The organism is Rhizobium sp. 01N447_2 (assembly GCF_056399245.1).
The window spans coordinates 14,647-26,986 of record NZ_JBFTQY010000003.1 but is presented as its reverse complement, the minus strand read 5'-3'; the positions used below and the strand labels follow the sequence as shown (position 1 = coordinate 26,986).

The 12,340-nt window shown below is 60.9% G+C and carries 12 protein-coding genes; 9 read left to right on the top strand and 3 right to left on the bottom strand.

The features are described 5' to 3' along the window. The first annotated feature begins 20 nt into the window (after positions 1-20). The 8 genes from AC1ECN_RS02675 to AC1ECN_RS02640 all read left to right on the top strand — a co-directional run bounded on the left by AC1ECN_RS02675 (position 21) and on the right by AC1ECN_RS02640 (position 8,760). Positions 21-1,517 carry a CoA-acylating methylmalonate-semialdehyde dehydrogenase gene (locus AC1ECN_RS02675; RefSeq protein ID WP_018070268.1) on the top strand — a complete coding sequence of 499 codons (1,497 nt, stop codon included), beginning with the start codon at positions 21-23 and terminating at the stop codon, positions 1,515-1,517. A gap of 302 nt (positions 1,518-1,819) precedes the next feature. Further along, positions 1,820-2,302, top strand: coding sequence for an iron-responsive transcriptional regulator RirA (gene rirA / locus AC1ECN_RS02670; protein WP_003545647.1), 483 nt, complete (start codon positions 1,820-1,822; stop codon positions 2,300-2,302). Positions 2,303-2,639: 337 nt separating this feature from the next. Continuing rightward, entirely contained in the window at positions 2,640-4,235 is a 1,596-nt protein-coding gene (locus tag AC1ECN_RS02665; RefSeq protein ID WP_018070266.1) for an ABC transporter substrate-binding protein, read from the top strand. 87 nt (positions 4,236-4,322) lie between these two features. Beyond that, on the top strand, positions 4,323-5,327 hold the full coding sequence (locus AC1ECN_RS02660) for an ABC transporter permease subunit (protein ID WP_130664100.1): 1,005 nt from the start codon (positions 4,323-4,325) through the stop codon (positions 5,325-5,327). Between the two features lie 9 nt (positions 5,328-5,336). Beyond that, positions 5,337-6,227 (top strand): ABC transporter permease subunit, encoded by an 891-nt coding sequence (locus AC1ECN_RS02655; protein WP_018070264.1) that lies wholly within the window; start codon positions 5,337-5,339, stop codon positions 6,225-6,227. After that, positions 6,227-7,243: an ABC transporter ATP-binding protein gene (locus AC1ECN_RS02650; protein ID WP_020572222.1), complete on the top strand. Its 1,017-nt coding sequence runs from the start codon at positions 6,227-6,229 to the stop codon at positions 7,241-7,243. The genes AC1ECN_RS02655 and AC1ECN_RS02650 overlap by 1 nt, the downstream gene beginning before the upstream one ends. Then, positions 7,240-8,193, top strand: coding sequence for a peptide ABC transporter ATP-binding protein (locus AC1ECN_RS02645; protein ID WP_018070262.1), 954 nt, complete (start codon positions 7,240-7,242; stop codon positions 8,191-8,193). The genes AC1ECN_RS02650 and AC1ECN_RS02645 overlap by 4 nt, the downstream gene beginning before the upstream one ends. Before the next feature lie 27 nt (positions 8,194-8,220). Beyond that, positions 8,221-8,760, top strand: a complete 540-nt coding sequence (locus AC1ECN_RS02640) for a gluconokinase (RefSeq protein WP_477952114.1) — start codon at positions 8,221-8,223, stop codon at positions 8,758-8,760. Here the strand turns inward: AC1ECN_RS02640 and AC1ECN_RS02635 are convergent. The 3 genes from AC1ECN_RS02635 to AC1ECN_RS02625 all read right to left on the bottom strand — a co-directional run bounded on the left by AC1ECN_RS02635 (position 8,750) and on the right by AC1ECN_RS02625 (position 11,629). Next, positions 8,750-10,000 carry an NAD(P)/FAD-dependent oxidoreductase gene (locus tag AC1ECN_RS02635; RefSeq protein WP_018070260.1) on the bottom strand — a complete coding sequence of 417 codons (1,251 nt, stop codon included), beginning with the start codon at positions 9,998-10,000 and terminating at the stop codon, positions 8,750-8,752. The two genes, AC1ECN_RS02640 and AC1ECN_RS02635, sit on opposite strands and share 11 nt — an antisense overlap. 76 nt (positions 10,001-10,076) lie before the next feature. Then, positions 10,077-10,580, bottom strand: a complete 504-nt coding sequence (locus AC1ECN_RS02630; RefSeq protein ID WP_477952112.1) for an isoprenylcysteine carboxyl methyltransferase family protein — start codon at positions 10,578-10,580, stop codon at positions 10,077-10,079. After that, positions 10,577-11,629, bottom strand: a complete 1,053-nt coding sequence (locus tag AC1ECN_RS02625; protein WP_024321399.1) for a type III polyketide synthase — start codon at positions 11,627-11,629, stop codon at positions 10,577-10,579. The genes AC1ECN_RS02630 and AC1ECN_RS02625 overlap by 4 nt, the downstream gene beginning before the upstream one ends. A 171-nt stretch (positions 11,630-11,800) precedes the next feature. Between AC1ECN_RS02625 and AC1ECN_RS02620 the strand changes: the two genes are divergently transcribed. Continuing rightward, positions 11,801-12,337, top strand: coding sequence for a tetratricopeptide repeat protein (locus tag AC1ECN_RS02620; RefSeq protein WP_130660948.1), 537 nt, complete (start codon positions 11,801-11,803; stop codon positions 12,335-12,337). Positions 12,338-12,340: the final 3 nt, after the last annotated feature.

The following is a 12,340-nucleotide window of genomic DNA, read 5'->3' as shown; positions in this document are numbered from 1 at the left end:
GAAAAACAGGAGGAACACCCATGCGTGAGATCGGTCATTTCATCGGCGGCAAGCAGGTTGCCGGCACCAGCGGCCGCGTAAGCAACGTCTACAATCCGGCAACAGGCGAAGTACAGGCGACGGTCGCACTCGCAAGCGTCGAGGAACTGCGCGCTGCCGTCGAAAACGCCAAGGCTGCACAGCCGAAATGGGCTGCCACCAATCCGCAGCGCCGTGCCCGCGTCTTCTTCAAGTTCGTCGAACTCTTGAACAAGCACATGGACGAGCTTGCCGAAATCCTCTCCAAGGAGCACGGCAAGACGATCGAGGATGCCAAGGGCGATGTCATTCGCGGCCTTGAAGTCTGCGAATTCGTCTGCGGCATTCCCCATCTCGCCAAGGGCGAGTTCACCGAGGGCGCTGGGCCTGCGATCGACATGTATTCGATTCGCCAGCCGGTCGGCATCGGCGCCGGCATTACCCCCTTCAATTTCCCGGGCATGATCCCGATGTGGATGTTTGCGCCGGCGATCGCCTGTGGCAACGCATTTATCCTGAAACCCTCCGAGCGTGATCCCTCCCTGCCGATCCGCCTCGCCGAACTGATGATCGAGGCCGGCCTGCCCGCCGGCATCCTCAACGTCGTCAATGGCGACAAAGGCGCCGTCGACGCGATCCTCACCGATCCCGATATCGGCGCCGTCTCCTTCGTCGGTTCCACGCCGATCGCCCGCTACGTCTATGGCACCGCGGCGATGAACGGCAAGCGCGCCCAGTGCTTCGGCGGCGCCAAGAACCACATGATCATCATGCCCGATGCAGACCTGGATCAGGCCGTCAACGCGCTGATGGGCGCTGGCTACGGCTCGGCCGGCGAGCGCTGCATGGCGATCTCGGTTGCCGTTCCGGTCGGCGAGGAGACAGCCAACCGCCTCGTCGAGAAACTGACGCCGAAGATCGAATCTCTGCGCATCGGCCCCTATACCGACGACAAGGCCGACATGGGCCCGCTCGTCACCAAGGAAGCCTATACCCGTGTTCGCGGGTTGATCGACCGCGGCATCGAGGAAGGCGCCAAGCTCGTCGTCGACGGCCGCGATTTCAAACTCCAGGGCTATGAAGACGGCTATTTCGTCGGCGGCTGCCTGTTCGATCACGTCACGCCGGAGATGGATATCTACAAGACCGAGATCTTCGGACCTGTGCTCTCCGTCGTTCGCGCCAACAACTATGAGGAAGCGCTGTCGTTGCCGATGAAGCACGAATACGGCAACGGCGTTGCGATCTACACCCGCGACGGCGATGCCGCTCGCGATTTTGCCTCGCGTATCAATATCGGCATGATCGGCATCAATGTTCCGATCCCGGTTCCGCTCGCCTACCACTCCTTCGGCGGCTGGAAGGCCTCGAGCTTCGGCGACCTCAACCAGCACGGCACGGATTCGATCAAGTTCTGGACGAAGACCAAGACCGTCACCGCCCGCTGGCCCTCCGGCATCAAGAGCGGCGCTGAATTCGTCATGCCGACGATGAAGTGATCGTGACCACATTCCAATCTGCAATCTGGAATTCGGGGGCCTTTCGGCCCCCGAATTTTTCCTCGTTATAGTGACTGCCGGCGATTATCGGTCCGGCGTCGAGGATGTCCAGCGCCGAGGTCAAACTGATGCGCAAGGCGCCCGAGCGCAAGCAGGCGATCTTCGATGACGTTGGGATCCTGGAGCGGGATTGACGTCGCGGCAAATGGCCTCATAAGCTGAATGCGAATTTCATATTTTGGAATTGTTCAAAACTAGCAAACCGCCTATATAGGTCTGAACAGACGAGTCAGGAGAATGGCATGCGGTTGACGAAGCAGACGAACTATGCGGTTCGCATGTTGATGTATTGTGCTGCCAACGACGGGCACTTGAGCCGGATTCCGGAAATCGCCAGGGCCTATGGCGTTTCCGAGCTCTTTCTTTTCAAGATCCTTCAGCCGCTGAACAAGGCGGGTCTGGTCGAAACCGTGCGCGGTCGCAATGGCGGCGTGCGCTTGGGCAAACCGGCCGCCGACATTAGTCTTTTCGACGTCGTTCGGGTGACGGAAGACAGCTTCGCCATGGCCGAATGCTTCGAGGATGACGGTGAGGTCGAATGCCCGCTGGTCGACAGCTGCGGTTTGAATTCGGCACTGCGCAAGGCGCTTAACGCCTTCTTCGCCGTGCTGTCGGAATATTCCATCGACGACCTCGTCAAGGCGCGTCCGCAGATCAATTTTCTTCTCGGAATTACCGGCGAGCCGGCATATCGCAAACCCGCGATCGTTGCCCCCGCCGCCTGATTTAAAGATCAGAATTTGCTTCTGAACCGCGGTTGCCCTGGCAACCGCGGTTTTTGTTTTTGCGGACGTCTCATCGGCCTCCGAATGCTGGGAAAATGCCGGTTGCATGTCGCGATGGGCGCGCTTTTATACCAAATGCGACAAAATTTCGGTCATTTTTGTCCGAATATTTCCAAATGCGGCTGATTTTTGACTGAAAATTTCTAAAATTGTCCAGCTGGAAAATTTTTCTGCATAGCCCGTTGCTTTCAGTAGATAAATATCGTTCCATCAACCGTCGATCGAGATGCATTCTACGATCTCCAAACATCAAGAAGAACAACCGGGAAACAATATTATGAAAAAGATCTCTGTCCTCCTGGCAGCGACGGCCCTGATTTCCGTCATGGCGACGTCGGCCTGGTCCAAGACCCTTGTTTATTGCTCCGAGGGCTCGCCGGAAGGCTTCGACCCGAGCCTCTATACGGCAGGCACGACCTTCGACGCGTCGTCGCGCACGGTCTATAGCCGCCTCGTCGAATTCAAGCATGGCGGCACCGAGATCGAGCCGGGCCTAGCCGACAGCTGGAGCGTTTCGGCCGACGGCACGGAATACACCTTCAAGCTTCATCCTGGCGTCAAGTACCAGACCACCGACTTCTTCACGCCGACGCGCGATTTCAACGCCGACGACGTCATCTTCTCGTTCGAGCGTCAGCTTAAGGCTGACAATCCGTGGAACAAGTATGTCGAGGGCGGCTCTTACGAATACGCCGCCGGCATGGGCTTCCCGGAGCTGATCAAGTCGATCGAGAAGGTCGATGACCTCACAGTCAAGTTTGTCCTCAATCATCCCGAAGCGCCGTTCCTCGCCGATCTCGCCATGGACTTCGCCTCGATCGTCTCCAAGGAATATGCCGACAAGCTTGCTGCCGACGGCAAGATGGCGCAGATGAACCAGCAGCCGCTCGGCACCGGCCCGTTCACCTTCGTCGCCTACCAGCCGGATGCTGTCATCCGCTACAAGGCGAACGAAACCTATTTCAAGGGCAAGGAAAAGATCGACGATCTGGTTTTCGCGATCACCTCTGATGCTGCCGTCCGCGCGCAGAAGCTGAAGGCTGGCGAATGCCACCTCATTCCTTATCCGAATGCGGCCGACGTCTCCGAACTCAAGAAGGACGAGAACCTGACCGTGCTCGAGCAGGCCGGCCTGAACGTTTCGTATCTTGCCTACAACACCTTGATTGCTCCCTTCGACAAGGCCGAAGTCCGCAAAGCGCTGAACATGGCGATCAACAAGCAGGCGATCGTCGACGCCGTCTTCCAGGGTGCCGCGGCCGTTGCCAAGAACCCGATCCCGCCGACGATGTGGTCCTATAATGATGCCGTCGTAGACGACAAGTACGACCCCGATGCGGCGAAGAAGATGCTGGCCGATGCCGGCGTCAAGGATCTGAAGATGAAGATCTGGGCGATGCCGGTTTCGCGTCCGTACATGTTGAACGCGCGCCGCGCCGCAGAATTGATGCAGGCCGACTTGGCCAAGGTCGGCGTCGATGCGGAAATCGTCACCCATGAATGGGCCGAATATCTGAAGCTCTCCTCCGACAAGAAACGCGACGGTGCCGTGATCCTTGGCTGGACCGGCGACAACGGCGACCCTGACAACTTCATGGATACGTTGCTTGGCTGTGATGCTGTCGGCGGCAACAACCGCGCTCAGTGGTGCAACAAGGAATTCGACGATCTGATGACGAAGGCCAAGCTGACGGCCGACGTCGCCGAGCGCACGAAGGCGTATGAGCAGGCTCAGCTGATCTTCAAGAAGGAAGCTCCCTGGAATACACTCGACCACTCGTTGGTCTTCGTTCCGATGAGCAAGAAGGTCTCGGGCTTCTTCATGGATCCGCTCGGAATTCACCGCTTCGACGGCGTGGACATTTCCGAATAATAAAAAATCTGTAAACTACCCGGTCAACGCCGGGTGCGGCCGGCGGTCAGGTTCCCCTGACCGCCGGAAACTATTGGAAAACCTGCTATGTTGCGTTTTTTCATCGGCCGCCTCGCGGTGCTGATCCCGACATTCCTTGGCGTTTCGCTGATAGCCTTCTCGTTCATCCGCATGATCCCCGGCGACCCCGTCATGCTTTTGTCGGGTGAACGTGTGATGGCGCCGGAGCGTCACGCCCAGATCATGCATGATCTCGGTTTCGACCGGCCCATATATGTGCAGTATTTCGATTATCTCGTAAAAGTGCTGCACGGCGATCTTGGCACCTCGATCGTCACCAAGCGGCCCGTTCTCGGCGAGTTCTTTACATTGTTCCCGGCAACGCTGGAGCTTTCGCTCTGTGCCATCATCATCGCCGTCTGTCTTGGCGTGCCCGCCGGCGTCTTTGCGGCCGTCAAGCGAGGCACGTGGTTCGATCAGAGCGTGATGGGTGTCGCGCTCATCGGTTATTCCATGCCGATCTTCTGGTGGGGCCTGCTGCTCATCATCTTCTTCTCCGGCTATCTCGGCTGGACGCCGGTTTCCGGCCGCATCTCGCTGATGTATTTCTTCAAGCCGGTCACCGGGTTCATGCTCGTCGACAGCCTGCTGTCGGGCCAGAAGGGAGCGTTCTCCTCGGCCGTCAGTTACCTCATTCTGCCGACCATCGTGCTGGCGACAATTCCGCTCGCGGTTATTGCGCGCCAGACGCGTTCGGCGATGCTCGAGGTTCTGGGCGAGGACTATGTCCGCACCGCGCGCTCCAAGGGCTTGAAGCCGCTGCGCGTCGTCGGCGTGCATGCGTTGCGCAATGCGATGATCCCCGTCATCACCACGATCGGCCTGCAGATCGGCGTCCTTCTTGCCGGCGCCATCCTCACTGAGACGATCTTCTCCTGGCCGGGCATCGGCAAATGGATGGTCGATTCGGTCTTCAAGCGCGATTATGCCGTGGTCCAGGGTGGTCTTCTGCTGATCGCCGGCGTCATCATGCTGGTCAATCTGATTGTTGATGTTCTCTACGGCTTCATCAATCCGCGCATTCGTCATTAGGAGCGGTCCATGAGCACGGTCACCGTCAAAACCGGCCAGCCATCCGCTCTTGCGGAGTTCTGGCATTATTTCTCCCGTAACAAGGGCGCCGTCATCGGCCTCGTTGTTTTCGTAATCATCCTCGTCGTGGCAATCCTCGCGCCGCTCTTTGCGCCGCACGGTCCGAATGAGCAGAACCGCGCAGTCCTGCTGTCGGTGCCATTCTGGATGCAAGGCGGCAGCGCTTCCTTCCCGCTTGGAACCGATGCCGTCGGCCGCGATATCCTCTCGCGCCTGATCTACGGCGCGCGCTTCTCGCTCTTCATCGGCGTCGTCGTCGTCACGCTTTCGGTCATTTCAGGCGTCCTGATCGGCCTCGTCGCCGGATTTTTCCGCGGCAAGATCGATACGGCGATCATGCGCCTGATGGATATCATCCTGGCCTTCCCGTCGCTGTTGCTCGCTCTCGTGCTGGTGGCCGTGCTGGGACCCGGTCTCACCAATGCGATGATCGCGATTTCGCTGGTCAACCAGCCGCATTTCGTGCGCCTGACGCGCGCCTCGGTCATGTCCGAGCGCGAGAAGGAATATGTCATCGCCTCGCGCGTCTCAGGCGCGGGCACTTTCCGCCTGATGTTCCAGACGATCCTGCCGAACTGTCTTGGGCCGCTGATCGTCCAGGCGACGCTCGCCTTCTCGGCGGCGATTCTCGATGCCGCCGCCCTCGGCTTCCTTGGCATGGGCGCCCAGCCGCCGACACCCGAATGGGGCACGATGCTTGCCGAATCGCGTGAGTTCATCTCGCGCGCCTGGTGGGTGGTGACATTCCCGGGTCTTGCCATCCTCATCACCGTTCTCGCCATCAACCTGATGGGCGACGGCCTGCGCGACGCGCTCGATCCCAAGCTGAAGAGGTCGTGATGCCACTTCTTGAAATCGAAAATCTGACTGTCGAATTCCAGACTTCCTCTGGTCTTTTCCGCGCCGTCGACGGCGTATCGCTTGCCTGCGACAAGGGCGAGATCCTGTCGATCGTCGGTGAATCCGGCTCGGGCAAATCCGTTGCCATGCTCGCCCTGATGGGGCTTCTGCCCTGGACAGCAAAGATCACCGCCGACCGCATGCAGTTCGACGGCCAGGATCTGCGCGGCATCTCCGCCCGCCAGCGCCGCAGGATCGTCGGCAAGGATATGGCGATGATCTTCCAGGAGCCGATGTCGAGCCTCAATCCGTGCTTCACGGTCGGTTTCCAGCTCGGCGAGACCCTGCGCGTCCATATGGGCCTCAACCGCAAGGAACGCCGCCAACGCTCGATCGAGCTCTTGAACCTCGTCGGCATTCCGGCGCCGGAAGACCGCCTGTCGAACTTCCCGCATCAGATGTCCGGCGGCATGAGCCAGCGCGTCATGATCGCCATGGCGCTCGCCTGCAATCCGAAGCTCCTCATCGCCGACGAGCCGACCACCGCGCTCGACGTGACGATCCAGGCGCAGATCCTCGACCTGCTCGTTCGCCTGCAGAAGGAGCAGGGCATGGCGCTGGTGCTGATCACCCACGACATGGGTGTCGTCGCCGAAACCGCCGAGCGCGTCCAGGTGCAATATGCCGGCCAGAAGGTCGAGGAACAGCCGGTGAGGGCGCTGTTCCGCGATCCGCATCATCCGTATACCGCAGCCCTGCTCGCCGCTCTGCCGGAACGCGCCAAGGTCGGCCAGCGTCTTCCCTCGATCGCCGGTGTCGTTCCCGGCCAACATGGTCGTCCGACAGGCTGTCTGTTTGCGCCGCGCTGCGGCTTTGCCACGGTCGAATGCGATCGCGGCGTCGTCCGCCAGGGACCGGAGCTCGGACTGGCGCTCTGCAACTATCCTTTGAAGGACGGCAAGCCGCTCGGACATCCCGGCATCATGGCCGTTGAAACTGCAGGAGACCTCGTATGACGGGCGCCGTTCTCGAGGGCAGGGATCTCGCCCGCTTCTACACCGTCAATCGTGGCCTGTTTAAAGCCGATGCCACCGTCAAGGCGCTGAACGGCGTTAGCTTCAGCCTGCATTCCGGCAAGACGCTCGCCGTCGTCGGCGAATCCGGCTGCGGCAAGTCGACGCTCGCTCGCCTGGTCACGATGATCGAGAATCCGACATCGGGGCAATTGCTGATCGACGGCAAGCCCGCCCAAGTCGGCGACCGCAGCCTGCGCAGCCAAGTGCAGATCGTCTTCCAGAACCCCTACGGCTCGCTCAACCCGCGCCAGAAGGTCGGCTCGATCCTCGAAGAGCCGCTGAAGATCAACACCAATCTCGACGCTGCCGCCCGCCGCCGCAAGGTGGAGGAGATGATGGCCCGCGTCGGCCTGCGTCCGGAGCATTATGGCCGCTATCCCCATATGTTCTCAGGCGGCCAGCGCCAGCGCATCGCCATTGCCCGCGCCCTGATGCTGCGGCCGAAGGTGCTGGTGCTCGACGAACCGGTTTCGGCGCTCGACCTTTCGATCCAGGCGCAGGTGCTGAACCTGTTGATGGACCTGCAGAAGGAGATGGGGCTTGCCTATCTCTTCATCTCGCACGGCCTGTCCGTCGTCCATCATATCGCCGACGAGGTGATGGTAATGTATCTCGGCCGTCCCGTGGAAACCGGTCCCGCCGCCGAGGTCTTCGCAAGGCCGCGCCATCCCTATACGGCAGCCTTGCTGTCGGCGACGCCGATCGCCGATCCCGATCGCGAAAAGACCCGCATTCGCCTGCAGGGTGAACTGCCTTCGCCGTTGAAGCCGCCGTCGGGTTGCCACTTCAATCCGCGCTGCTGGAAGGCGCAGGACCATTGCCGCCAGGTTTCTCCCGAATTAACTGGGGAAGGCACACATCAATATGCCTGTCACTTCCCGCTCGATTGAGCGGGAAGATAAGCCCGAGGAGTAAACATGCCGGATGAGCAGATGAACAGGCCTCATGCGATCATCGTCATGGGGGTCAGCGGCTGCGGCAAATCCTCTGTCGGCGAGAAACTCGCCGAAGCTCTGCACCTGGCCTTCGTCGAAGGTGATGCGCTCCATCCCGCCGCCAATGTCGAAAAGATGTCGAAGGGCATTCCGCTGACCGATGAGGACCGGATGCCCTGGCTCGACCGCATCGGCGAAGACATCAAGGCCTCGCTGGAAAAAGGCGAGGGCATTATCGTCTCCTGCTCGGCGCTGAAGCGTCTCTATCGCGACAGGCTCAGGGCTGCTGCCGGCGGCTATCTGTTCTTCGTCTATCTCGAAGGTTCCAGGGCGCTGCTGATGAAGCGTATGGGCGAGCGCAGGGGACATTTCATGCCGGYCTCGCTGCTCGACAGCCAGCTGGCGACGCTTGAGGTGCCCACAGATGAGCCGGGCGTCGTCACTGTCGATATCGACGACTCGGTGGAAGGTATTACGGCAACGGCCTTGAAAGGTCTCGCCATACTCGGCGTCACGGCTTGAAACGCTGCGGCGAATAGGCCGCAATATCGATGAACGGCGTCTCGCCGGTGATGACTTCGGCAAGCACACGGCCGGTCACTGGCCCGAGCGTCAGCCCGTGATGGGCATGGCCGAAGGCAAACCACAGGCCCTGATGGCGCGGCGCCTTGCCGATGATCGGCATCATGTCTGGCGTGCAGGGGCGCGCGCCCATCCAGGGTTCGGGATCGAGCCTGCCGCCGAGCGGGAAGATCGTGCGCGCCGCGGCTTCGGCGCGGCCGAGCTGGACCGGCGTCTTCGGCGCGTCGAGCGTTGCAAATTCCGCCCCTGTCGTCAGGCGGATGCCGCGGTTCATCGGCGCAAGGAGATAGCCGCGTTCGGCATCGAGCGTCCAGTTGTTGAGCAGGGCATTGCCCTCGGTGGCATAGTGCATGTGATAGCCGCGCTTGACGCCGAGCGGGAAGGAGTAGCCGAGCCGGCGCGTCGCAACGGCCGCCCAGGGGCCGAGCGCCATCACAGCATCGTCGGCTTCGAGCGGACCTTCCGCGGTCATGATTTTCCAGCCGGAGCCGAACGGACCGAGCGAGGCGGCGTCGCCCGCGACGAACCGGCCACCGAGGCTCTCGAAATAGCGGCGATAGGCCGATGTCAGCGCATGCGGGTCGAGCACCGACCAGGGGTCGCGCCAGCGGATGCCGCCGGCGAAATCGCTGGTCATCATATGAGGCTCCATGCGGGTGATATCGGCCGAGGTCAGGCTGTCATACTCGACGCCGAATTCATTCTGCCAAAGTGCTGCCTCTGCAAAAGCCGCGTCGCGCTTGGCTTCACTGCGGAAAATCTTCATCCAGCCGTCCTTGCGGATCAGCGCTTCGGCCTGCGACGCCTCGATCAGATCCTTGTGTTCGACAACCGAATTTTCGATCAGCGGCGCATAGGCCCGGGTGATGTTCGCATGGCGGCGCGCATTGGAATTCCACCAGTAGCGAGCGAGAAAGGCGATCTGGCTCGGCAGCGTGCGCAGGTGATAATGTGCATCGATGCGGTTATTCAGCGCATAACGCAGCAAAAGCCCGAGCTGCTGGGGAAAGCCATAAGGCATAACACCTTCGCGCTGGATCAGGCCGGCATTGCCGAACGAGGTTTCGTTGCCCGGATCCTTCCGGTCGATCAGCGTCACCTGCCGGCCGCGCCGCTGAAGATGGATGGCCGTGGAAACCCCGACGATGCCGGCGCCGAGCACGATTGCGTTCTTCGTCATTTCCGCTTGCATTCCGCTTTGTCTAACGCGGTGAAAATGCCCGCGCCGATACCGCGACGCAAACGGAAAATCGCCTTCATTTCAAAATCATTGCGCTTTTCAGTGCGGCATTTTCAGCCTTGACGCGGACACAGAGGATAAGCGCGTTGAGAAGGGAAAAGACGATCGCGTAAAGCGGCAGGCCGAAGGCGAACGGAAGGACGGCGATCTCGCCGACGACGATCGCATAGTTCGGATGGCGGAGGAGGCGATAGGGCCCGGATCTGACGAGCGGCGCGCCGGGCAGGACGATGATGCGCGTCGTCCAGCGGTCTTTCAGCGTCGCCAGCACCCAGAGCCGCAGCGCCTGCAGCCCCATGAACACGAAAAACCAGAAGAGCGCGACCGGCCTGCCCGGTGCAAGCAGCCAAAGCCCGATGATCCAGCCGGCATGCAGCGCCACCATGGTGGGATAATGCTCAGGCGCCACCTCTCTGGCGCCTCTGGCAAGAAGCGCCGCCGTGTTGCGCCGCGCGAGCACGAGTTCCGCCAGCCGCTGCAGCGTCACGAATGCCAGAAGCGCGATCGACGGCCACATCATGCCGCCCTCCGCAGCGTCACGCAGCTGGCCGAAAAGCCCGGCCCCATGGCGATCATCGCGGAACGCTCCGGCAACCCGGCGCGGATTGCCCGCTCCAGCACGAACAGGATGGTTGGCGAGGACATGTTGCCATATTCGGCAAGCACGGCGCGCTCGTGATCGAGCGTGCCCGGCACCAGCGAAAGCGCGCTCTCCATCGCGGCCAGCACCTTCGTGCCGCCGGGATGGCAGATGAAGCGGTCGATATCCTCCGGTTTCAGCCCGTTGCGCGCCAGAATAGCCCCCACCGCCGGGCCAAGCTCCTTTTCGGCAAAGGGCGGCAGCGATTGCGCCAGTACGATGCCGAAGCCGCCGTCGTCGATCTTCCAGCCCATGATATCGAGCGTGTCGGGAAAGAGATGTTCGCCGGTCGACTCCACCTCCGCCAGCCCGTCTTCGCCTGATCGCAGCACGCAGGCGGCAGCGCCATCGCCAAAAAGCGCTGTCGCGATGATGTTCGGCCGCGTCAGCTCGTCCAGCCGGAAGGCGAGCGTGCAAAGCTCGATCGAGACGAAAAGCACAACAGTGCCCGGCCGGCTTCGCGCCAGCCGCGAGGCGATCGCAAAGCCTGACACGCCAGCCGCACAGCCGAGCCCGAAGACCGGCACGCGTTCGATATCGGGTCTGAAACCCATCCTGCGGCTAAGCTGTGCATCGAGGCTCGGCGTCGTAAAGCCGGTGGAGGAGACGGTCACGACACAGTCGACATCGCTGGCCTCAAGCCCTGCCTGGCGAAGGGCGGAGCTGGCAGCCTCGACGAATAGCCCGCCTGCCACCTCTGCAAAGGCCTGCATCCGGTCCTGCCAACCATGCGGCTCGTCGAACCAGGCAAGCGGCCGCGCCGCATGACGCTTTTCGATACCGGCGCTGTCGAAGACGCGGGCAAGATGGCGGAAATCCTCGAAGCGGTCGGCAAACAGCCGGGCCGAGGCTTCGACCGCCTGTTTCTGGAAAATGACATGTTCTGGTGTAGCGACGGCGAGGCTGACGAGTTTCACGGTATCGGTCACGGAGTTCTCCTTGTCGTTCCCGGCGCAACGACTGAGAACACGCCTACGCCGAAATTATTCGGATCAGCGTGCTTCACGAAACCGTGATGAAAAAAATGCGGGGAGCAGCCGAATAAAGTCCGAAGCAGCGGTGTTCTCTCCTCGCAACGTCATTTCTAGAGGAGTTTCCCTATGACGATCATGACAGCCCGCATCGCTTCCATCGTTCTCGGCGGCTGCCTTGTCGCTTCTGTTTTCTCCGGCCCGGTCTTTGCGGTTGGTGATAACAGTAGCACAACGCCCACCTGCAAGAAGGGCGAGATCTACGACCAGAAGACCAAGAAATGCGTCAAGCAGCAGAGCGCCAACGTCTCCGACGAGAACCGCGCCGACTATGCCTATTCGCTGGCCAAGGCCGGTCGTTATGAAGAGGCGCTTGCCGTGCTCGACACCGTCAAGGACCAGAACACCGCGGAAGTGCTGAATTATCGCGGCTATGCCACCCGCAAGCTCGGCCGCACCGACGAAGGCATCTCCTACTACCTGCAGTCGGTGAAGATGGACCCGCAATATGCCAAGGTCCGCGAATATCTCGGCGAAGCCTATGTCATCAAGGGTCAGCTCGATCTCGCCAAGGACCAGTTGAACACGATCAAGGCGATCTGCGGCACCGGCTGCGAGGAATATCAGGACTTGAACGCCGCAATCCTCGAACCTTCGAAGATCTGATCG